This is a genomic window from Nocardiopsis sediminis, from assembly GCF_042650565.1.
Lineage (GTDB): Bacteria > Actinomycetota > Actinomycetes > Streptosporangiales > Streptosporangiaceae > Nocardiopsis_B > Nocardiopsis_B sediminis.
Genome location: NZ_JBHSBH010000004.1, coordinates 507,519 through 529,531, shown reverse-complemented (window position 1 = coordinate 529,531; position 22,013 = coordinate 507,519). Strand labels below are relative to the sequence as shown.

General features: G+C 70.9%; 18 protein-coding genes. 7 read left to right on the top strand and 11 right to left on the bottom strand.

Annotated elements, in window-relative coordinates:
• The first annotated feature begins 59 nt into the window (after positions 1-59).
• The 3 genes from ACFOVU_RS06425 to ACFOVU_RS06415 all read left to right on the top strand — a co-directional run bounded on the left by ACFOVU_RS06425 (position 60) and on the right by ACFOVU_RS06415 (position 2,576).
• Positions 60-548 (top strand): pyridoxamine 5'-phosphate oxidase family protein, encoded by a 489-nt coding sequence (locus ACFOVU_RS06425; RefSeq protein ID WP_378530737.1) that lies wholly within the window; start codon positions 60-62, stop codon positions 546-548.
• 104 nt (positions 549-652) lie between these two features.
• Positions 653-1,231, top strand: coding sequence for a sugar O-acetyltransferase (locus ACFOVU_RS06420; protein WP_378530735.1), 579 nt, complete (start codon positions 653-655; stop codon positions 1,229-1,231).
• 187 nt (positions 1,232-1,418) lie between these two features.
• A complete protein-coding gene (locus ACFOVU_RS06415; protein ID WP_378530733.1) occupies positions 1,419-2,576 on the top strand; it encodes an RNA-guided endonuclease InsQ/TnpB family protein in 1,158 nt (385 codons plus the stop codon).
• An 89-nt stretch (positions 2,577-2,665) separates the two neighbouring features.
• On the opposite strand, the gene ACFOVU_RS06410 is transcribed toward ACFOVU_RS06415, so the two are convergent.
• The gene (locus tag ACFOVU_RS06410; RefSeq protein WP_378531206.1) at positions 2,666-3,610 is read right to left on the bottom strand and encodes a zinc-binding dehydrogenase; all 945 of its coding nucleotides are present in this window, start codon (positions 3,608-3,610) and stop codon (positions 2,666-2,668) included.
• A gap of 96 nt (positions 3,611-3,706) precedes the next feature.
• Between ACFOVU_RS06410 and ACFOVU_RS06405 the strand changes: the two genes are divergently transcribed.
• Entirely contained in the window at positions 3,707-4,348 is a 642-nt protein-coding gene (locus tag ACFOVU_RS06405; protein ID WP_378530731.1) for a TetR family transcriptional regulator, read from the top strand.
• A gap of 22 nt (positions 4,349-4,370) precedes the next feature.
• Here the strand turns inward: ACFOVU_RS06405 and ACFOVU_RS06400 are convergent, their stop codons facing one another.
• From ACFOVU_RS06400 to dnaG, 3 genes are all read right to left on the bottom strand, one after another.
• Positions 4,371-5,717, bottom strand: coding sequence for a glycoside hydrolase family 18 protein (locus ACFOVU_RS06400; RefSeq protein ID WP_378530729.1), 1,347 nt, complete (start codon positions 5,715-5,717; stop codon positions 4,371-4,373).
• Positions 5,718-5,830: 113 nt separating this feature from the next.
• Positions 5,831-6,973 (bottom strand): RNA polymerase sigma factor RpoD, encoded by a 1,143-nt coding sequence (rpoD, locus tag ACFOVU_RS06395; RefSeq protein WP_378531204.1) that lies wholly within the window; start codon positions 6,971-6,973, stop codon positions 5,831-5,833.
• Positions 6,974-7,071: 98 nt separating this feature from the next.
• Positions 7,072-9,876 (bottom strand): DNA primase, encoded by a 2,805-nt coding sequence (gene dnaG, locus ACFOVU_RS06390; RefSeq protein ID WP_378530727.1) that lies wholly within the window; start codon positions 9,874-9,876, stop codon positions 7,072-7,074.
• A gap of 184 nt (positions 9,877-10,060) precedes the next feature.
• Here dnaG and ACFOVU_RS06385 point away from each other — a divergent pair, with 184 nt between their 5' ends.
• The 3 genes from ACFOVU_RS06385 to ACFOVU_RS06375 are packed head-to-tail and all read left to right on the top strand — an operon-like array spanning position 10,061 to position 13,142.
• Complete coding sequence (locus tag ACFOVU_RS06385) at positions 10,061-11,410, top strand: extracellular solute-binding protein (RefSeq protein ID WP_378530725.1); 1,350 nt, start codon at positions 10,061-10,063, stop codon at positions 11,408-11,410.
• Between the two features lie 11 nt (positions 11,411-11,421).
• Complete coding sequence (locus ACFOVU_RS06380; protein ID WP_378530723.1) at positions 11,422-12,303, top strand: carbohydrate ABC transporter permease; 882 nt, start codon at positions 11,422-11,424, stop codon at positions 12,301-12,303.
• Complete coding sequence (locus ACFOVU_RS06375) at positions 12,300-13,142, top strand: carbohydrate ABC transporter permease (RefSeq protein WP_378530721.1); 843 nt, start codon at positions 12,300-12,302, stop codon at positions 13,140-13,142. The genes ACFOVU_RS06380 and ACFOVU_RS06375 overlap by 4 nt, the downstream gene beginning before the upstream one ends.
• Before the next feature lie 177 nt (positions 13,143-13,319).
• Here ACFOVU_RS06375 and mmsB read toward each other — a convergent pair whose 3' ends face one another.
• The 7 genes from mmsB to ACFOVU_RS06340 all read right to left on the bottom strand — a co-directional run.
• On the bottom strand, positions 13,320-14,600 hold the full coding sequence (mmsB, locus tag ACFOVU_RS06370) for a multiple monosaccharide ABC transporter permease (protein ID WP_378530719.1): 1,281 nt from the start codon (positions 14,598-14,600) through the stop codon (positions 13,320-13,322).
• A gap of 7 nt (positions 14,601-14,607) precedes the next feature.
• The gene (gene mmsA / locus ACFOVU_RS06365; RefSeq protein WP_378531202.1) at positions 14,608-16,119 is read right to left on the bottom strand and encodes a multiple monosaccharide ABC transporter ATP-binding protein; all 1,512 of its coding nucleotides are present in this window, start codon (positions 16,117-16,119) and stop codon (positions 14,608-14,610) included.
• 61 nt (positions 16,120-16,180) lie between these two features.
• The gene (chvE, locus tag ACFOVU_RS06360; RefSeq protein ID WP_378530717.1) at positions 16,181-17,263 is read right to left on the bottom strand and encodes a multiple monosaccharide ABC transporter substrate-binding protein; all 1,083 of its coding nucleotides are present in this window, start codon (positions 17,261-17,263) and stop codon (positions 16,181-16,183) included.
• 40 nt (positions 17,264-17,303) lie between these two features.
• A complete protein-coding gene (gene arfA / locus ACFOVU_RS06355; protein WP_378530715.1) occupies positions 17,304-18,824 on the bottom strand; it encodes an arabinosylfuranosidase ArfA in 1,521 nt (506 codons plus the stop codon).
• A gap of 64 nt (positions 18,825-18,888) precedes the next feature.
• The gene (locus ACFOVU_RS06350) at positions 18,889-19,752 is read right to left on the bottom strand and encodes a carbohydrate ABC transporter permease (protein ID WP_378530713.1); all 864 of its coding nucleotides are present in this window, start codon (positions 19,750-19,752) and stop codon (positions 18,889-18,891) included.
• The gene (locus tag ACFOVU_RS06345) at positions 19,749-20,720 is read right to left on the bottom strand and encodes a carbohydrate ABC transporter permease (protein WP_378530711.1); all 972 of its coding nucleotides are present in this window, start codon (positions 20,718-20,720) and stop codon (positions 19,749-19,751) included. Before ACFOVU_RS06345 ends, ACFOVU_RS06350 begins: the two co-directional genes overlap by 4 nt.
• A 49-nt stretch (positions 20,721-20,769) precedes the next feature.
• A partial coding sequence (locus tag ACFOVU_RS06340) for an ABC transporter substrate-binding protein (RefSeq protein WP_378530709.1) occupies positions 20,770-22,013 on the bottom strand: 1,244 nt, incomplete at its 5' end.

Here is a 22,013-nt window from a genome sequence, read left to right as displayed (position 1 = left end):
AGGGGCACACCGGCGATTCCTGACAGAGGATGTCGGGTGGGACGAAGCAGACTGTTGCCATGACGACGAAGACGACGGGCTGGCATGCGTTCGCCGACGAGGCCCCGGAACTGGCCGCGGTGGTGCGCGGCCGGTTCGAGGCGACGAAGCACCACGTGCTGGCCACACTGCGCGCCGACGGCGCGCCCCGGGTGAGCGGGACCGAGGTGGACTTCCGGGACGACGGCGGCCTCTACATCGGCTCCATGCCGGACGCGCGCAAGGCACTCGACCTGCAACGCGACGGGCGGTTCGCGCTCCACGCCAACCCCGGCGACGAGTCGACGGTGACCGAGCACGGCGGCGACGCCAAGATCTCCGGCACCGCCGAGGAGATCACCGACCCGGACGAGGTCGAGTCCCACCGCGAGCCGGGCACCCCGCCCGGCCCCTTCCACCTGTTCCGCCTGACGCTGACCGACGCCGTGGTCACTTCCGTGGAAGGCGACCACCTGGTGATCCGCCTATGGCGCCCGGGAGCGGGCGTGACGGAGACCCGGCGAGCCTGACAACGCGGTGCCCATCGGTGTCCACGGCCTTCCGGTGCCGCCATGGCGTGTCGAGTCACCGAGGCCCGGTCTCCGGGCCGCGGACGGTGCGCGAGAATCGTCGGATGACCGACGACCGCTTCATGCTCATCCACGACCCGGAGTTCCTGTCCAGGGGCGAGCGCGTCCTAGGTGCCGAGTTCAAGGCGATGAGCGCCAGGGTGTTGCGGGCGACGGAGCTGACCTCCCGGCTCAACGTCCTGCCGTTTGAGGACGAGGCGGGTAAGGCGGCGCTGTTCGAGGAGATCCTGGGCCGCCCCCTGCCGGCGAGGGTGACCATCTACCCGCCCTTCTACACCGATCACGGGCTTCGCCTGGACTTGGCGGAGCGGGTGTTCATCAATCAGGGATGCACGTTCCTCGACTACGCCGGCATCCGGCTGGGCGAGGGCGTGATGGTCGGCCCCAAGGCCACGTTCATCACGGTGGGCCACCCGGTGGACCCCGACGAGCGGCGCCGGTTCCTCAGTGGTGCGCCCATCGATGTGGCGGAGAACGTGTGGATCGGTGCCGGCGCGACGATCCTGCCCGGCGTCAGTATCGGTCGCGACTCCGTTGTCGCGGCCGGGACGACCGTGGCCGACGACGTCCCGGCCGCGAGCCTGGTGGCCGGCCCCAAGGGCACGGTGCGCCGTCGCTGGTAGTGCCGGGCGCTACCACCGGTGCCCTGAGGCGGCGCCACCTTCACCTGTTGTCTTGCCAGGAAGCCCGGGGCTTCAGCCCCGGGAGGAATGGCTTCCCCGGGGCGGAGCCGCGTAGTGGCGGAGTCCGTTTCGTCGTATTGTGAAGATGAGATCACTTTCGGTGATCAGTTGTACTAGGGTGCTCTGCGTGAAGGTCGTCGCGCAGGTGAAGCTGGTGCCTGTGTCCGCTCATGACGCGGACGCGCTGGCGGCGACCCTGCGCGCCTGCAACCGGGCCGCAACCTGGGTGTCCCAGGCCGCGCACGCCCGGGGCCTGTTCGGGCGCAACGCGTTGCAGCGGGCCGTGTACCGCGACACCAAGGCGACCTTCGGTCTCGCCGCGCAGCCGGCGGTGCGCACCATCAAGAAGGTGGTCGACGCCTACGCGACACTGAAAGCCAACCTGAAGGCGGGCAACCTCGGCCCGGAAGGATCGAAGCGGCGCACCCGTGCCGAGTCCAGGCCGGTCGTGTTCCGGGAGGATGCGGCCCAGCCCTACGACGACCGCATCCTCACCTGGAACCTCGACGCCCGGACGGTGTCCATCTGGACCGTGGCCGGACGCATCAAGGGCATCCCGTTCGTGGGCTCGCCCGAGGCGCTGAAGCTCCTCGCCTCCCGCAGGGGCGAGTCCGACCTGATCATGCGCGACGGCATGTTCTTCCTGAACGCCACCATCGACCTGCCCGAACCCGAACCCTACGAGCCGGACGGGTTCCTCGGTGTCGACCTGGGCATCGTCAACATCGCCACCACCTCCGACGGGCAGATCATGTCCGGGCGCCGCATCAACCGCTACCGGCGACGCATGCGCACCTTGCGCAAAAAGCTTCAGACGAAGCGCACCAAGAGCGCCAAGCGCGCCCTCAAGCGCATCCGCCGCCGGGAGTCCCGGTACGCGGCCCAGCGCAACCACATCATCGCCAAGAAGCTCGTCGCCACCGCTGAACGCACCTCCCGTGGCATCGCCCTGGAAGACCTGGGCGGTATCCGGCAGAGGGTCACGGCCAAGAAGGAACAGCGGTCCCGGCTGCACTCCTGGGGCTTCGCCCAGCTTGGCGCGTTCATCGCCTACAAGGCGCGGCGGGCGGGTGTGCCCGTGGTCGTCGTGGACCCGCGCGACACCTCCCGCCAGTGCTGCGAGTGCCGCCACACCCACCGCACCAATAGGGTCTCCCAGGCCATGTTCGCGTGCCGCTCCTGCGGCGCGGTGCTGCACGCGGACATCAACGGCTCCCGCAACATCGCCCACCGGGCCGATGCTGTGTGGAAGCGGGGCGCGGTCAACCGCCCCAGTACGGCCTAGCCGTACCGGACGCAGGGGACCACGCGGCAGCCGGTCGCGCTCCACTTGCAATCACGACCTTTCGTGGATCGGGTGACAAGCTCGGTCCTTCAGGGCCGAGAAGTTGACCCGATGTCGAGGACGGCCTTGCCGTGGAGGCGGCGGCCCAGGAGGAGTTCGGCCGCGGTGGCGAACCCATCCCACCGGCCGCGCCAGGAGATCCCGGGGTCGATCCGCCCGGCGGCGACGGCGCCTGCCAGCCAGGTGAGGTCGGGGGCCAGGTTCGTGTGCCCGCCCAGGAAGAAGGTGACGACGGAGCGGTCGGACCGTCCCGGGCCGCCGAACAGTGCGCCGAACGGGAACTCCTCGCCCTCGCCGGTCGTGTGGCCGACGGCGACCAGGGTGCCGCCCCCGGCGAGGCGGTCGAAGGCCGCCACCAGCTGACCGCCGCCCACGTTGTCGACTACGCCGTCGACGGGGACCGCCACCTCCGCGGGTCCGGACACCACCTCGTCGGCCCCGAGCCTGCGCAGATCCTCCCCGTGCGCCGCCGGGTCGCCCGTCGACGCGACGACGTGCGCCCCGCCGAGGTGGGCCAGGCGGACCGCGTAGCGGCCGACCCCGCCGGTGGCGCCCGTCACGAGCACGCGCCGGCCCAGGATGGGCCCGATGCGGTGCAGCGCACGCAGCGCGCTGGCGCCGGCGACCGGGACGGTGCTGATGGCGCCGAGGTCGGCGCCCTCGGGCACGACTCCGATCTGGCCTGTCGGGACGGCCCGCAACTCGGCCCAGGCGCCGTCCATGGCGAACGTGACGACCGGCGTGCCGACGGGCGGACCCGAGCCGTCGGCCGCTGCGCGCTCGACCACACCGGCCGCGTCCCAGCCCGGCACGGACCCTTCCGGGGCGTTGTGGACGCCGACCGAGACCTCGCCGTAGTTGAGGGAGGCCGCCGTCACGCGTACCAGTGCCTGGTCGGCGGCGGGTTCGGGATCGGGTGCTTCACCGAGCCGCACGCCGGCGGGCGCGGAACGGTCGACGATCAGTGCGCGCATCATCCACTCGATTTCTCTAGGCGACTCAGCGGAGCGAAATGCCACTGAGTGACATAAGCCTATTGGAGGCATTCGCCTTCCGGATACAGTGGCGGTGTGAATCCCGTGATCCCCGATGGGCTGCCGCTGCGCGAGCGCAAGAAGCACCGCACCCGCGAGGCGCTGATCGCCACCGCGCTGGAGCGGTTCACCGCTCAGGGCTTCGACGGCACGACCCTCGACGAGCTCTGCGCGGGGGTCGAGGTCTCCAAGCGCACGTTCTTCCGCTATTTCGCCGGCAAGGAGGACGTCGCGCTGGCACCCACACAGGACATGTGGACCGCGTTCATGGCAGAGCTGGCGGCCCGCCCCGCGGACGGGGGCCTGCTGAGGGACCTGCTCCAGGACACCGTGCTCACCACGATCCGCGCCATGCCCGCCGAGGGCTGGGCGCACCGTGTCCGCCTCAGCCGCGTGCTCGCCCAGGACACGCCGTCGATGAACGCCCGGAACCTCCAGTTCTGCGACCGCACCACCCGTGCGGCGCTCGACATCGTGTGCGAGCGCTTCGGCTTCGACCCGGCGGACCTGCGTCCGCGGCTGACGTTCGACGTCGTGCTCGCGGCCTTCCGCTGCGGACTGGAGGAATGGACCCGCCATCCGGGCCCCGCCACCCGCGACACCCTCGCCGGCCATGTCCGCGACGCCTTCGCCGCCATCCCGGGCAGCATCGCCGTGGAGATCCCGTCCGCGGCGTGACGATCGCGGATCCGCCCCGCCGCTACCCTCCGCGCAGGGCGGTGTCCATGGCCGCCACCAGTTCGCCCCGCGGGTCCATGTCGAGGTTCCAGAGCATCATCCCGGCCAGGCCGTTGTCGCGGACGTAGGCGCCCTTGAGGGCGACCACCTCGGGGGTGTCGTAGCTCCACCACTGGTCGCCGTCGTAGATCCAGTAGCCGCCGCTGACCGGGTCCAGGAAGCGCTGCCCGGGGCGCTGTTCCAGGTCGGCGTAGGAGTCGGTGCCCTCGCCGTAGGCGCCCGGGGCCGGGCCCTGCGCCGGGGCGAAGCGGCCGAAGCCCTGCGGGGGCACGCCCGCCCAGCCGCGGCCGAAGCCGGGGAAGCCCACCACCAGCTTCTCCGGCGGCAGCCCCAGGGCCAGGTACCGCTGAACGGCGCGGTCGACGCTGGCGGCGTCGGGCGCCCCCTCGGGTGCGTAGAGCTGGGAGTGGGGGCTGGTGGTGTCGCTCCAGGGGCCGGTGAGGTCGTAGCCCTGCACGGTGGCGAAGTCGACGTGCTCGAAGAGCTCGGGCTCGTAGGCGGCGGCGATGACCGCCTCGGCGTTGGCCAGGGACACCGACAGGGTGTACCGCTCGCCGGTCTCGGCCTCCAGCGCGTCGAGCCGGCGGCGGAACTCCTCGGCCACCAGGGTGAGGTTGCGCCGGTCGCCGGGGTGCGTGGTGTTGTGGGCGTTGCCGCCGCCCACCGGCCACTCCCAGTCCAGGTCGATCCCGTTGAAGACCCCCGCCGCTGCGCCCGGGCCGCCCTGCGGTTCGCCGCCGAGCCGCGGCAGGTCGCCGCGCAGCCACAGGTCGATGCAGGACGACACCAGCGCCGCGCGCGACTCCTCGGTGCGCACCGCCTCGGAGAAGTACCGCGACCAGTTCCAGCCGCCCAGGCTGATGCTCGCCCCCAGGCCCGGCGTACGCTCCCGCAGCAGCCGGAGCTGGTGGAGGCTCCCCGCGAGGGGCTGGCGGTAGGAGTCGGCGCTGCCGTCGACGCTCTCATCAGGGGTGTAGCGCCGCTGGTACAGCTCCCAGGGCTGGCCGGTGGCCTCCGAGACGTGGCACCGGCCGTCGGCGCCGACATCGCCGAACGCCCACAGGATCCGGTCCAGCCGGGCGGCGGCGCCGCTGTCGCCGATGTCCGCGACCGTATAGCCGCGGTTGGCGACGTTCCAGTCGGCGAAGTAGGCGACCCGCAGCGGGCCCGTATCGGCGGGGCGGTCCTCACCGCTGTCGGCGATGACGGCGAACGCCGTGAGCAGCAGGGCACCGAGCGTCAGCGCGACGCCGGCGCCCCACACCAGGCGCCGGCCGCGGACGGCCGGCGGCCACGCGAGAGCTGACACCACCCCGACGGTAGCCCGCGCCCCGGTGCCCGGGGCGGGGTGCCGTCGCACGCGGCCACATCAGGCCGCGCCCGGCCGCCCGGGAACCCCGGGCGGCCGCCGCGCGTTCCGCCTCACTCCAGGAAGTCGCGCAGCAGCTGGGCCCGCGAGGGGTGGCGCAGCTTGGCCAGGGACTTGGACTCGATCTGCCGGATGCGCTCGCGGGTGACCCCGAACTCCCGGCCCACCTCCTCCAGGGTGTGCGGGTGGCCGTCGGCCAGGCCGAACCGCAGCTGGATGATGCGCTGCTCGCGCGCCGACAGGTCACCGAGCATCGCCACCAGCTGGTCCTGGAGCATGATGAACGCCGCCGCCTCGACCGGCGCGACGGCGTCGGAGTCCTCGATGAAGTCGCCGAAGTCGGAGTCCTCCTCGCCGATGGGGGCTTGGAGTGACACCGGCTCCTGGGCGATGCGCTGGATCTCCTGGACCCGGTCGTCGCCGAACCCGAGCTCCCCGGAGAGCTCCTGGGGGGTGGGCTCGCGGCCGAGCTCCTGGTGCAGCTGGCGCTGCACGCGCATCAGCTTGTTGATGGTCTCCACCATGTGCACCGGGATGCGGATGGTGCGCGCCTGGTCGGCGATGGCCCGGGTGATGGCCTGCCGGATCCACCAGGTGGCGTAGGTGGAGAACTTGAACCCCTTGGTGTAGTCGAACTTCTCGACCGCGCGGATCAGCCCGAGGTTGCCCTCCTGGATCAGGTCCAGGAACAGCAGCCCACGGCCGATGTAGCGCTTGGCGATGGAGACGACCAGGCGCAGGTTCGCCTCGATGAGGCGGCGCTTGGCGCGGTCGCCTTCGAGCACCAGGGAGCGGAGGTCGTCGAGGAGCTGCCCGGGCGGCTGGCCCGGGACGGGGACGCCGTCGGCACCCGCGGCGCGCAGCTTCTCACCCGCGTACAGCCCGACCTCGATCGATTTGGCGAATTCCACTTCTTGTTCTGCCGTGAGCAGCGGCACGCGGCCGATCTCGCGCAGGTAGATGCGCACAAGGTCGCTGGTGGGAGCTTTCCGACCGAGCTCGGCGGCGGGAGAGGCGTCGTCAGCGGAGGGGTCGACGACCTCGACCCCCTGCTGGGCGAGGCCCCGGACCACCTGGTCCAAGGACTCGGGAGGGGCGTCAAGCCGATCCAGGGCGGAGGCGACATCGGAGAGTGTCACCGAGTCGCCGGGTCTTGTTCCCGCGACCAGGTGCACCACCTGACGAAGCGGCGGCATTTCGCTGGGCAGCGCCGAAAGAGCCACCCCTACAGTGTGCCCGCCCATGCAGCCGAATGGAGAGAACCAATTTTGTCACCTCCGTGCTAGGGCGCCCCTCAGGTCCGCTCTCGCATCAAGCGTCGCTGCTGCTCAACGGTCATCAACTCGGTGAAGACAGCCTGGTATTCGTCGGCTTGGGCGGCAGGGTCGAGGCGCCCCAGGCGGGATTTCAGGTTTGCCACCTGGCGATTGATGGAATGTATCTTAATTGTGCCGAGGATTTCCCGGGCTAAATGCTCGTCGAGTTCTCCATAGACCTCGATCGGCTCCACCGCCAGCCGCGTGACGAAAGCGCGCTGGGCGTCATTGGGCGCGCTCTCGCGCAGCCGCGACGCCCATTGCCCGGCGTCGCCCGCCGCGGCCACGCCCCCCAGGCCCCGGATGAGCTCGACCACCGCGCCGTGCTGGGGCACCGTGAAGGTTTCGGGGTCGAGGTCGTCGAATTCCAGGGCCAGGCCCGGGTACTGCACCGCGATCTTCAGCGCCTGGCGCTCGCGCTGCAACGAGGGGTCGCGGAGGTCGTAGGGGGCGGAGTCGGCGGCCCCGGGCGGCGCCGCGGGGGCGGGGCGCCGCGCACCCTGCCGCGGGCCGCCGCCGCGCAGGTGCTGGTTGACCCGGCGGCTCACGAACGCTTCGTCCATGATGCCCAGCCAGTGGTCGAGGTTGACCGCATAGAGCTTGCGGACGCCCTCGTTGCGGATGCTGGCCACGATCTCGGCGCCGGCGTCGAGCCCGGCCATGCGGCCCTCGGGGGTGTTGAGGTCGTACTGCTCGATGACGTTGCGGATCATGAACTCGTACAGCGGTTTGCGTGCCTCGATGAGGTCGACGATCGCGGAGTCGCCGTGGCGCAGCCGGAGGTCGCAGGGGTCGAGGCCGTCGGGCTGCACGGCGACGAAGGTCTCGGAGGCGAAGCCGTGCTCCTCGGCGAACGCCCGGACCGCGGCCTTCTGCCCGGCGGCGTCGCCGTCGAAGGTGAACACGACCCGGCCGCCCATGTTGGAGCGGCCCAGCAGCATGCGGCGCAGCACCTTCAGATGCTCTTCGCCGAAGGAGGTGCCGCAGGTGGCCACCGCAGTGCCGACCCCCGCCAGGTGGCAGGCCATGACATCGGTGTAGCCCTCGACGATGACGGCCTGCTGTTCGCGGGTGATCTCACGCTTGGCGAGGTCGAGCCCGTAGAGCAGGTTGCCCTTCTTGAAGATGGGGGTCTCGGGGGTGTTCAGGTATTTGGGGCCGTCGTCCTCGGGGTCGAGCTTGCGGGCGCCGAACCCGACGACCTCGCCGGTGACCTCGCGCACCGGCCACACCAGGCGGTTGCGGAACTTGTCGTAGGCGCCCCTCCGCCCCTGGCTGGCCAGGCCGGCGGTGATGATCTCCTTGTCGGTGAAGCCCTTCTTGCGCAGGTGGGTGGTGAGAGACTCCCACCCCGGCGGCGCGAACCCCACCCCGAACCGCTCGGCGTCGGCCCGCACGAACCCGCGCTCGGTGAGGAACCGCCGCCCCTCCTGGGCCCCGGGCGTGAGCAGCTGCTCGGCGTAGAACACCTGCGCCATGCGATGCGCCTCGATCAGCCGCTGCCGCTGCCCCTGCTCCCCGCGGGAGGTGTAGCCCCCCTGCTCATACCGCAGCCGCACCCCGGCCTGCTGCGCCAGCGATTCGACCGCCTCGACGAACCCCAGCCCCTCGATCTTCTGCACGAAGGCGATGACATCGCCGCCCTCGCCGCAGCCGAAGCAGTTGCCCGTGAGGATGTTGTCCTCGAGGACGAAGGCGTGGCCGTCGTCGACGACGGCGCAGAACACCTCTTCAAAGCGATCGGTCTCCTCGACCGATACGACGGTCCACCCCCGGCGCGCGAACTTCTTCTCGGAGCCGACGAAGCGGAACCGGTGCTCGGGGTTGAGGAAGAACGGCTCGGTGAGGTCCTCGCCGATGAGGTGGACGCGGTAGAGCGCCGAGGGCTCACGCCCGGGGAAGCCCTCACGCACCTGCTCGGTGATGCCGTAGGTGCCGATCCCCAGCCGGGTGCAGACGTCGCGGACGTGTTCGAGGACCGCGCGGTCGGCGCAGTTGAGCATGACCGTGCCGTCCTTGGCCACGTGGCCATCGGCGGCGAGGTACCCGGCCAGCCAGCCGTAGAGGTAGGGGACGGATTCGTCCAGGGGAGGGAGGTCCTTGAAGAACCGCGGCAGGTGGTGGATGAGGATCTGCCGGCCGGACTCGGTGGTCACGCTGTTGGAGAACCACTTCAGCAGGTCGACGTCCTTCTCGGAGTCGAGCTGGGCCATGCTGCCCGTTCCGGACAGCGTTCCGTCGCCGAAGGTGATCCCGTGGGCGATACCGAAGGGCGACGGAGTGGTGTTCTTGACCCTGCTGCCGGGGAACGTCCAGGCCAGGCGCTGGCCGGGGGTGAGGTCCCGGGTGACGACCTCGCGCCGGCTGCGGCGGTCCTTCCCGGCGCGGACGAACCAGCGGTGCTCGGGGGTGGCGTGGATCTCCTTGGTCTGGCCGCTGCGGCTCAGCGTGAGGCGCATGAGCGGCTGGTGGCCGAAGGAGTGGAAGGGGGCGTCGACCCAGGTGGCGCCGGGGCCCAGCACGCGGTGGGTGCCTCCGGCGAGGTCGCGGATGGGCCTGACGCCCTCGGCGGTCAGGACCCGGGTCTCGCCCGCGAGGCAGTAGAAGAGTCCACGGGCCGGGGTGACGTTGAAGGAGGGGGACTTTTCGTCGTGGAAGGGGCACAGGCCCTTGAGGGAACCGCCTCCGGCGTTGCGGAGCTGGAGGTATTCGCCGATCACGTCGGCGATCGGAGCGCGCTCGCGGACGAGTGCGACGTCTTCGTCTTTGATCCGGCCTGCCACGTCCTCAGCGTAGTTCGCCGCGCGGGTAGGAAGCGACGGGGTCTCGTGAGCCTGTGGACGGCCGGGCGGCCGGCGCGGCCGCCTGTGGACGGCGGTGGATTCGGCCGGTCCCTCCGTGCGACAGTTCAAGTGATGCGCGTCACCCCCACCCCCGTGCGCATCACCTGTCGCAGGAGGAGGAGCCATGCACCGAGCGATCTCCGTTTCCGCAACAGCCCTCGCCCTCGCCCTGGCCGCGGCCGGGTGCGGGGGGTCCGATGACGACCCCGACACCGTCACCGTCGCCTACCAGGACTACGGCACCTTCGAGGCCGCCAACTCCCTGTTCGAGAAGGTCAAAGAGGAGTTCGAGGCCGAGAACCCCGGCACCACCATCGAGCTGCGCCCGATCGAGGCTCCTCCCGAGGACTACCAGGCCCAGGTCAACCTGATGAACCAGTCGCCCAGCGAGGCGCCGGACATCATCTACGAGGACACCTTCACCATCAACCAGGACGTCGACGCCGGCTACCTCCTGCCGATCGACGACTACTGGGACTCCTGGCCCGATGCCGAGCAGTACAACGAACAGGCCGACGCCGGGGTCACCGCGCTCGACGGCAACCGCTACGGCGTGATGCTGGGCACCGACACCCGCGGCCTCTGGTACAACACCGACCTGCTGGAGCAGGCCGGGGTCGATGTCCCGTGGGAGCCCGAGACCTGGGACGACGTCCTTGAGGCGGCGCGCGCGGTGCGGGCCGAGCACGGCGACGCGGTCACCCCGCTCAACGTCTACTCCGGGACCCCCGCCGGCGAGGTCGCGTCGATGCAGGGCTTCCAGATGCTCCTGAGCGGCACCGGCGACACCCTCTACGACGACGGCTCCCAGGAGTGGATCACCGGGGCGCCCGGCTTCGTCGACTCCCTGGAGTTCGTGCGCACCGTCTACACCGAGGACCTGGGTCTGGACCCCCGCGACGCGCTGAACCCCGCCGTCGCTACGCTCAACAACGAGGAGCGCATCCCCGCCGGGGAGCTCGCGATCAGCCTTGAGGGCTCGTGGGCCACGCAGAGCTGGATCGAGACCGCGAACAAGCCCTGGCCCGAGTGGTCCGACACCATGGCGTTCACCGCCATGCCCACCCAGGACGGCGGGGAACCCGGTGCCACCAGCATGTCGGGCGGCTGGGCGCTGTCGCTCGGCGCCGCGAGCACCAACCCCGACCTCGCGTGGGAGGTCATGTCCTACGCGCTGAACCTGGAGAACGCCACCAAGTTCGCCATCGAGGGCGCGCAGATCCCGCTCCGCGACGACGTCGCCGCATCCGAGGACTTCACCGGCGCCGACCCCAACCCCGACCTCGCCACGGAACTGGTCGACGTCACCCACTTCCGCCCCGCCTACGGCGAGTACCCGCGGGTGTCCCTGGCGATCCAGGAGGCCACCGAGGCGGTCATGCTCGGCGACGCCACCCCCGAGGAGGCCGCCGCCACCTATGCCCAGGAGGTCGAGGGCATCGTGGGCGCCGACAACGTGCGGCAGGGCGGCTGACGGTGGCGGCCATGACCGGGGGCGCCCGCGGGGCGGCCCTGCGCCTGCTGCCTCTGGCGCCGGCGCTGCTGTTGCTGCTGGCCTTCTTCGCGGGGCCGATCCTGTGGACCGTGTGGGCGTCGTTCACCAACGCCGCCCTGACTGGGGCCGCCGCGGCCCGGACCGAGTTCGTCGGCCTGGCCAACTTCGAGCGATTACTGGCCGACCCCGCCTTCCTCGACTCCGCGGTGCTCACCGCCGTGTTCCTGATCGGGTCGGGGGTGGTGGGCCAGAGCGTGATCGGGCTGGCCCTGGCGCTGCTGATGCAGAACCGCGGCCGCGCGGTCCGCTCCGCGGTGAGCACCGTGGTGGTCGGCGCGTGGGTGGTGCCCGAGGTGGTCGCCGGCTTCATCTGGGTGGCGTTCCTGGAGCGCGAGGGCACGCTCAACGCGCTCCTGGCGTACGCCGGCGCCGAGCCGCAGAACTGGCTCTACACCGCCCCGATCCTCGCGGTCGTCCTCGCCAACATCTGGAAGGGCACCGCGTTCTCGATGATGACCTACTCGGCCGGGCTCTCCGAGGTCCCCACCGACCTCAAGGAGGCCGCCCGGGTCGACGGCGCCGGCGGCGCCCGGGTGCTGTGGCACGTGGTGCTGCCGCTGCTGCGCCGCACCATCGCCACGACCCTGCTGCTGGTCACCCTCCAGACCGTCCAGGTGTTCACGCTGATCTATGTGATGACCGCGGGCGGGCCGGGCGGGCGCAGCACCACCCTCCCGCTGCTGATGTACCAGGAGGCGCTGCGGTTCGGCGACCTCGGATACGGCACCGCCGTGGCGCTCGCGCTGCTGGTGGTCGCCGGGCTGTTCTCGGCGGTCTACGTTCGCGCGCTGCGCCCGGAGGAGATCCGATGACACGTTCCGTCGCCTCACCCTCGCGCGCGGCCGGGTCGGCCGTGGTGCACGCGCTGCTGGCCGCGCTGTCGGCGCTGTTCCTGCTGCCCGGGCTGTGGATGGTGTTCGCCGCGTTCGACCCCGAGGCGTCCCTGCGCGCGCAGCCGCCGTCCGGGCTCACGCTGGACCACTTCACCGCCGTTCTCACCCCCGAGACCGTCTTCATCCCCGTGGCCAACAGCATCCTGCTGTGCGGCGGCGCCGCACTGGTGACCGTGGTGGTATCGGTGCTGGCCGCCTACCCGCTCTCGCGCTACCAGCTGCGGTTCAAGCGCCCGTTCCTCTACACCGTCCTGTTCGCCACCGGCCTGCCGATCACCGCCGTCATGGTGCCGGTCTACAGCCTGTTCGTGCAGGCCGGCCTGCTCGACTCCCGGCCGGCCACGATGCTGTTCCTGGCGGCGTCGAGCCTGCCGTTCGGGATCTGGCTGACGAAGAACTTCCTCGACGGCATCCCGATCGAGCTGGAGGAGGCCGCCTGGGTCGACGGCGCATCGGCCTGGCAGTCGCTGCGCCTGCTGGTGGTGCCCCTCATCGTGCCGGGCATGGCGGTGGTGGGGATCTTCACCCTGGTGGTCACCTGGGGCAACTTCTTCGTGCCCTTCATCCTGTTGAAGAGCCCCGAGCGGCTGCCCGCCGCCGTGCGGATCTACACGTTCTTCGACCAGTACGGAACCGTGCAGTACGGGGAGCTGGCGGCGTTCTCGCTGCTCTACACGCTGCCGGTGATCGCCCTGTACCTGGGGGTGTCCAGGGCGCTGGGCGGGAGCTTCAGCCTGGGCGGCGCCATGAAGGGGTGACCGCGCGGCGCCGATGATGGAGGGGCCGCGCGCCGCCGCGCGCGGCCCCCATTCTCCGTTCCCCGCCTCACAGGGGAACGGAGGTCGTGGACGCGGCACCACACCGGGCCAGGAGCAACGGGTGGCGGTGAGGGCGTCGGTTCACGGCCCTGCGAGGGCGGGGCCGACCCGTCCGTGTCAGCCCGGTGTGGCCGTCTGTGCCCGGGCGGACTCGGCCGGCTTCTCCTCTCCCGGCGTCGGCGGGGAGGTGTCCGGCCCGGCGGCCGCGGAGCGTCCGCTGCGGCCCGATCCCACGCGCTTCTTGTTGTAGATGTCGAAGCCCACCGCGGCGAGCAGCACCAGGCCCTTGATGGCCTGCTGCCAGTCGACGCCCAGGCCGATGAGGGACATGCCGTTGTTCATGACGCCCATGACCAGCGCGCCCACGACCGCCCCGATGACGGTGCCCACGCCGCCCGATGCCGAGGCCCCGCCGATGAAGGCCGCCGCGATGGCATCCAGCTCGAACATGGTCCCGGCGCGGGGGGTCGCGGCGTTGAGCCGGGCGGTGAACACCAGCCCGGCCAGCGCCGAGAGCACGCCCATGTTGACGAACACCCAGAAGGTGGTCCGCTGCGTCTTGACACCCGAGAGCATGGCGGCCTTCTCGCTGCCGCCGACCGCGTAGATGTGGCGGCCCGCGGTCGTCGTGTTCATGACGAACGAGTAGCCGACGATCAGCACGATCAGCAGCAGCCCCACGACCGGGAGCCCGTTGTAGACGGCGAGGGCGTAGGCGAAGACCAGCACGACCGCCACGGTCGCCACGGACTGGGCCGTGGCCAGTTGCGACGAGGCCACGGGCAGGTCGTAGCGCAGGTTGCGCGCGCGGGACCGCCATTGCAGCCAGACCAGCACCGCGGCGGCGGCCACGGCTCCGGCCATGGTCAGCAGGTGAATGCCCACGTCGGCGACATCGGGGATGAACCCGCTGGCCAGGGTCCGCAGCGACGCCGGCAGGGGGCTGAGCGACTCCCCGCCGAGGACGACCATGGTCGCGCCGCGGAAGATCAGCATCCCGGCGAGGGTGACGATGAACGCCGGGATGCGCACGTAGGCGATCCAGAACCCCTGCCAGGCGCCGATGAGCGCGCCCAGCACCAGGGCCAGCGGGACGACCACCGGCATGGGCAGCCCCCAGCCGGTCAGCATGATCGCCGACACCGCTCCCACGAAGGCCACCACCGACCCCACGGAGAGGTCGATGTGGCCGGTGATGATGACGAGCATCATCCCGACCGCCAGGATCAGAACGTAGGAGTTCTGCATGATCAGGTTGGTGATGTTCAACGGGCGCAGCAGCAGCCCGCCGGTGAGCATCTGGAACAGGATCACGATGATCGCGAGCGCGATCACCATGCCGTACTGCCGTGCGTTGTTCCGCACCACGGTGCGGATGACGCTGATGGTCGAAGTCATCGTCGGGTCACGCCCTCGTCATGGTCATGAGCTTCATCAGTGGCTCCTGGGCGGCCTCGGAGCGGGGCAGCTCGCCGGTGATACGGCCCTCGCTCATGGCGTAGATGCGGTCGCACATGCCCAGCAGCTCGGGCAGTTCGGAGGAGATCAGCAGCACGCTCGCCCCCTGGGCCGCCAGCTGCCGCACGATCACGTAGATCTCGTACTTGGCGCCGACGTCGATGCCCCGGGTGGGCTCGTCGAGGATGAGCAGGTCGGGCTCGGCGAACATCCACTTGCCGAGCACGACCTTCTGCTGGTTGCCGCCGCTGAGGTCGCCGGTGGTCTGGAAGACGTCGCGGCTCTTGACGCGCATGCGCACGCGCATCTCCTCGGCGGCGACCGACTCCCGTGCGGGGTCGATCACCGACCTGCGGCTCACCCGGCCCAGCCCGGCGAGGGTGAGGTTGCGGCGGATGTCCTCATCGAGGATCAGGCCGAGCTCCTTGCGGTCCTCGGGGACGTAGGCGATGCCGTTGGCGATGGCGTCGCCGACGTCGCGGATGCGCAGCTCCGCCCCGTCCTTGAGCACCGTGCCGCCGACGTGGCGCCCGTAGGACCGGCCGAAGACGCTCATGGCGAACTCGGTGCGCCCGGCCCCCATGAGGCCGGCCAGCCCCACGATCTCGCCGCGCCGGATGGTCAGGCCCGCGTCGTCGACCATGCGCCGGCCCACGTGGGTCGGGTGGTCGACCGACCAGCCGCGCACCTCGAAGCGGACCTCGCCGATGTCGCCGGTGCGCTCGGGGTAGCGGTGGTCGAGGTCGCGCCCGACCATGCCGCGGATGATGCGGTCCTCGTCGACGGCGCCTTCGGCCATGGACAGGGTCTCGATGCACCGGCCGTCGCGCAGTACCGTGATGGTGTCGGAGACCCGGGTGACCTCGCCGAGCTTGTGGGAGATCAGGATGCAGGTGATCCCCTGCGCCTTCAGCTCCAGCAGCAGCTCCAGGAGGTTGTCGCTCTCGGTCTCGTTGAGCGCCGAGGTCGGCTCGTCCAGGATGAGCAGCCGCACCCGCTTCGACAGCGCCTTGGCGATCTCCACGAGCTGCTGGCGGCCGACGCTGAGCGAGGCCGCGGGCAGGGTGGGGTCCTCGTCCAGCCCGACCCGGTGCAGCAGCGCGCGGGCCTCACCGGCGGTGCGGCCCCAGTCGACGATGCCGCGTGAGCGGGTGCGCTCGTTGCCCAGGAAGATGTTCTCGGCGATGGACAGCTGCGGGATGAGCGCCAGCTCCTGGTGGATGATGGCGATGCCGGCCCGCTCGCTGTCGCGCACGCCGGAGAACCGGGCCACCTCGCCGTCGACCAGGATGTCCCCGGTGTAGTCGCCGTGCGGGTACACGCCGCTGAGCACCTTCATGAGGGTGGACTTCCCGGCGCCGTTCTCGCCCATCAGGGCGTGGATCTCGCCGCGCTCGACCCGCAGGTCCACGTCGGCCAGGGCCGTGACGCCGGGGAACTCCTTGCCGATCCCGCGCATCTGGAGAATGACGTCGCTCACGGGCGGCCGCCTCTCCCGCGCGGGAGTGCCGGACGGGCGCTCACGCGATGTCCTCGGGCTCGTAGAAGCCGCTCTCCAGCAGCTCCTCCTCGTAGTTGTCGATGTCGACCGAGACCGGCTCCAGCAGGTAGGCGGGCACGACCTTCTCGCCGTTGTCGTAGCTCTCGGTGTCGTTGACCTCGGGCTCCTCGCCGCGGACGACGGCGTCGGTCATGTTCACCGCGGACTCCGCGAGCATCCGGAAGTCCTTGAAGACGGTCTGGGTCTGCTCGCCGCCGACAATGGACTTCACCGACGCCACCTCGGCGTCCTGCCCGGTGATCACCGGCAGCGGCCGGTCCTCGGTGCCGTAGCCCACGGCCTGGAGCGAGGAGATCACCCCGATGCTGATGCCGTCGTAGGGCGACAGCACCGCGTCCACCTCTTCGTCGGAGTAGTTGGCGCTGAGCAGGTTGTCCATCCGGGCCTGGGCGGTGGCGCCGTCCCAGCGCAGGGTGGCGATCTGCTCCACCTCCGTCTGTCCGCTGCGGACCTCCAGGACGCCGTCGTCGATGTAGGGCTGGAGCACCGACATGGCGCCCTCGAAGAAGAAGGAGGTGTTGTTGTCGTCGGGCGAGCCGGCGAACAGCTCGATGGAGAAGGGGCCCTCCTCGTTCTCCAGGTCCAGGGCCTGTTCGATGTACTCGCCCTGGAGCACGCCCACCTGGTGGTTGTCGAAGGTCGCGTAGTAGTCGACGTTCTCGGTCCCCAGGAGCAGCCGGTCGTAGGAGATCACCGGGATGTCGGCGTCGGCCGCCGTCTGGAGGACATCGTTCAGCGCCGAGCCGTCGATGGGGGCGATGACCAGGGCGTCGACGTCCTTGGTGATCATGTTCTCGATCTGGGAGACCTGGTTCTCCACCACGTCCTCGGCGTATTGCAGGTCGGTGCCGTAGCCGGCCTCTTCGAACTCCGCCACCATGTTGTTGCCGTCGGCGACCCAGCGCTCGGAGGACTGGGTCGGCATGGCGATGCCGATGAGGCCGTTCTCGCCTTCGTCGCGGGCGGCATCGCCGACGCCGCTGCACGAGGTCGCCAGCAGGGCCACGCCGAGCAGCGCCGCGGCCGTGAGCTTTCCGTTCAATGTCAACACCTTCGCCTCGTTGTGTCGGGACTACTGGGGGTCAGGCGGGCTCAGTGGCGAGCGCGAGCCTGATGACGGTCCAGGACACCGGGGGCAGGACGACTGTGAGGCGGCCGTCCTGAAGCCGGATGTCCCTGTTGGGCCGGGGCACCACGCGGTCGGGTGCCTCGGCGGTATTGGCGGCATAGGCGTCGTCGTCGGACAGGGTCCGGCAGTCGGCGACGCCGTGGGCGTCCAGGCCGCGCAGGTCGATGCCGAGGGCGACCTGCTCCGTGGTGGAGCGGTTCACCACGAACACCGCGGCCTGGTCGTTGTCGGGGTCGTGGGTGGCGACCGCGTCGATGACGGGGACCTCGCCGTAGCGGGCGGTCTCCTGGAGGGGCGCATCGGGCTCGACCCGCAGCACCTGGCCGGCGGCCGTGGCGGCGGTGAGCGCGAAGGGGTGGAAGATCGTCTGGCGCCAGGCGGGGCCGCCGGGCTCGGTCATGATCGGGGCGATCACGTTGACCAGCTGGGCCTGGCTGGCGGCCGTGACGCGGTCGCCGTGGCGCAGCAGGGAGATGAGCATGTTGCCCACGACGACGGCGTCGGCCACGTTGTAGCGGTCCTCGATGACACGGGGGGCGATGGGCCAGTCGGCGGGCGGCCCCGCGTCGTGGAAGCGGCTCTGGTACCAAACGTTCCACTCGTCGAAGGAGAGCTGGATGCGCTTGGTGCGCTTGAGCCGGGCGCGGACGGCGTCGGCGGTGGCGACCACGGATTCGATGAAGTGGTCCATGTCCGCGGTGGAGGCGAGGAAGCTCGCGAGGTCGCCGTCGTGCTCCTGGTAGTAGGCGTGCAGCGAGATGTAGTCGACGCTGTCGTAGGCCAGCTCCAGGACCTCCGCCTCCCAGGCGCCGAAGGTCGGCATGGCGGAGTTGGAACTGCCGCAGGCCACGAGCTCCAGGCCGGGGTCGCTCGCGCGCATGGCCGCGGCGGTCTCGGCCGCGAGCCGGCCGTACTCGCGGGCGGTCTTGTGGCCGGTCTGCCAGGGGCCGTCGAGCTCGTTGCCCAGGCACCACATGCGGATGCCGTGGGGCTCGGGGCTGCCGTTGGCGACGCGCAGGTCCGACAGGTGGGTGCCGCCGGGGTGGTTGGCGTATTCGAGCAGGTCGACGGCTTCTTGCAGGCCGCGGGTGCCGAGGTTGAGGGCCATCATCGGCTCGATGCCGAGCGTGCGCGCCCAGCGGATGAACTCGTCCAGGCCGAACTGGTTGGTCTCGGTGCTGTGCCAGGCGAGGTCGCGGCGGACGGGGCGCCGGTCCTTGGGGCCCACGCCGTCCTCCCACCGGTAGCCGGAGACGAAGTTGCCGCCGGGGTAGCGCACGGTGGTGACGCCGAGTTCGCGGACGAGGTCGGCGACGTCGCGGCGGAAGCCGTCGGCGTCGGCGGTGGGGTGGCCGGGCTCGTAGATCCCGGTGTAGACGCAGCGCCCCATGTGCTCCACGAACGACCCGAACGTGCGGCGGTGGACGGGGGCGATGCGGAAGGCGGGGTCGAGGGTCATGGAGGCGGTGAGCATGTACGGCTTCCCTCGTAGGTCGATGGCGATGGCGGAGAGGACGGGGGTGGGTTCCGGGGGCGGCTCACTTGAGCCCGGCGTCGGTGACGCCGCGGACGACCTGGCGCTGGAACAGCAGGAACACGATGATGAGCGGGAGGGCTCCCAAGACGGCGGCGGCCATCTGCTGGGCGTAGTGGATGCCGTAGGCGCCCTGCACCGTGCCCAGGCCCACGGGGACGGTCATGAGGGCGGGGTCGGTGGTGGCGATGAAGGGCCACAGGAAGTTGTTCCACGCCTGGACGAAGGTGAAGATGCCGACGGCGGCGAGGACGGGCGTGGACATCGGCAGCACGACGCTCCACAGGATGCGCGCGTGGCCCGCTCCGTCCAGGCGGGCCGCCTCCTCGTAGTCGCCGGGGATGGCGTCGAAGAAGCGCTTGAGGATGAACACCATCATCGGGGCCACCACCTGGGGCAGGGCGACGCCCCAGTAGGTGTCGACCAGGCCGAGGTAGGTCATCTCGTCGAACAGCGGCACGATGAGGACCTGCGGCGGCACCAGGATGCCCGCGATGAACAGCGCGAACAGCCAGGACCGGCCGGGGAACTCGGTCTTGGAGAACGCGTAGGCGGCCAGCGCGCACACCACGAGCGTGAGCACGGTGACCACGGTCGAGATCACCGTGCTGTTGATCAGCCACTGCTGGAGGTCGCCCTGGGCGATGACGGCCCGGTAGGCGGCGAAGGTGGGCTCCAGCGGCAGCCACCGGATGGGCACGGCCGTGGTCTCGCCCTCGGGCTTGAGCGAGGTCAGCACCGCCCAGGCGAGCGGGATGAGCCACGCGACGGCGAGGAACAGCGCGGAGACGGTCAGGGCCGCGCCGCCGGGGCTCACCCTCGGGCGGGTCCGGCGCCGGGCCGCGGCGCGGGGGGTCGCGGTGGTCACAGGGTGTCCCCCTTCCGGGCGAACAGGCGGAACTGGAGGATCGACACCACGACGATGACGGCGAAGAAGAGATAGGAGATCGCCGAGGCGTAGCCGATCCGCAGGCCGGTGAACCCGGTGTCGAAGACGTAGCCGATGATCGGCCGGGCGGCGAAGTCGGGGCCGCCGGAGCCGGCCGTCATCAGGTAGGCCTGGTCGAACAGCTTGAGCGAGGCCACGATCTGGAGCAGCACGATGAGCGCGGTGGTGCGGCGCAGCAGCGGCAGCGTGATCCGCGTCAGCCGCTGCCAGGCGCCCGCCCCGTCGAGCGCGGCGGCCTCGTGCACGTAGCCGGGGATGCCCTGGAGCGCGGCCAGGTAGAGCAGGTAGTTGAACCCCACCGTCCACCACACGGTCGTGATCGCCACCGCGACGAGCACGACGTTCTCGTCGGTCAGCCACGCCACCTCGCCCAGGCCCACCGCCTGGAGGGCGCCGTTGACCACCCCGAACCCCGGCTGGTACATCCACACCCAGATCAGCGACACCACGGCCACCGGCAGAACGTAGGGCGCGAAGAACGAGAACCGCAGGAACCAGCCGAGCCGGGCCACCCGGTTGGTGAGCAGCGCCATCGCCAGGGCCACCGCCACCAGCGGCGGCGTGCTGATCAGGGTGAACAGCAAGGTGACCCACATCGACCGCCACATGGCGGTGTCGCCGGCCAGCTCCCGCCAGTTGGCCAGGCCGACGAAATCGGCGTCGGGCCGGGCCAGGCTGCGGTCGGTGAAGGAGGTCCACAGCCCCGCGAGCATCGGCCAGACGAGGAACGCGGCGAACAGGACGGTGAAGGGCAGCACGAACCACAGGCCGGTGTAGGCACCGGTGCGGCGGGCGCGGCCCGACGGGCCGCGGCGCCCGCGGACGGGGCCGGGGCCGGGGCGCGGCCGCGGCTCCCCCGGGGCCACGGTGTCGGCATGAGCGGTCATGTCGGGCTCCCAGCGGGTACGCGGGGCGGAAGGGTGGGGGGTCCGGCCATCACACCGGCTCCGGGGTGTCGATGAGCCGCTGCACGGCCCGTTTGAACCGGTCCAGGGCGACTTCGGGGGTGACCGCGCCGGTGTGCAGGCCGCTCATGATCGAGTTGGCCTCGTTCTGCATGGGGGCGGCCGAGCCGCTGAACCACGCGTCGGGGTCGAACTGCACGTCGGCGGCCGCGTGGCGGTACTCGGCCTGGGGCCGCAGCTCGGCGTAGTCCGGGCTCTCGGCCACCGGGAGGTAGGCGGGGGTGTGCCCGCCGCCGGCCCAGGTGATGCTGTTCCTCAGCATCCAGGCGGCGTACTCCACGGCCGCGCGCACGGCGGCGTCGTCGCGTTCGCGCCGGTGCGGCAGGACCAGGGCGTGGCAGTCCCCCTGGCCGAGCTCGGGCCCGAAGACCGCCGGGTAGGGCCGCATGCCGAAGTCCATCCCGGCGTTCTGGAAGGTGGCGATCTCCCAGTTGCCCGTGAGCAGCAGGCCGGCGATGCCGTTCTGGAAGTTGGCGGGGGTGCCGGGCGCGTCGGCGGACTCCGGCGCCAGGCCTTCGGCGGAGAGACGGCGCAGGAAGTCCAGCGACCGCAGCGCCTTGTCGTCGTCGACGCCCAGCTCGCCGTCGAAGGTCATCTCGCCGCCCAGCTGGCGGTAGAGCGACCAGAAGTGGCGCCAGGCCCCGATGGTCTCGATGGACAGCGCGTACTGCCCGGTGACCTCCTTGACCGCGGCGAGCAGGTCGAAGAACTCCTCCGGGCCCGATGTGGCGACCAGCTCGCCGTCGGCGTCGAGCACGCCGGCCTCGGCGCAGATCTCGCGGTTGTAGTAGGTGACGGTGAGGTGGGTGTCGAGGGGGATGGCGTAGAGCAGGCCGTCGACCACGCACTTCTCCCACACGTTGGGCAGCACGTCGGCCTCCGTCACCCCGTACTCGGCCAGCAGCCCGGCCGGGACCGGGTCGATCAGGCTGCCCGCTCCCAGCCCGCGCAGCCGCGACAGGTGCAGGGTGCCGATGTCGAAGGCGCGCCCGCCGGCGGCGCCCATGACGAACTTCGTGTAGTAGGGGTTGCCCCACAGGTAGGTGGTGGGCCGGAAATCGATATCGGGGTGCTCGCGCCGGTAGGCGTCGTGCATCTCGATCATGCGGGCGCCGTCTCCACCGGTGAACAGGTTCCACTGGCGCAGCCGCGTCCGGCCGCCCGGCAGGGGCCCGGCGGGGCCGCAGCCGGCGAGTCCGAGGCCGGCGGCCGCCA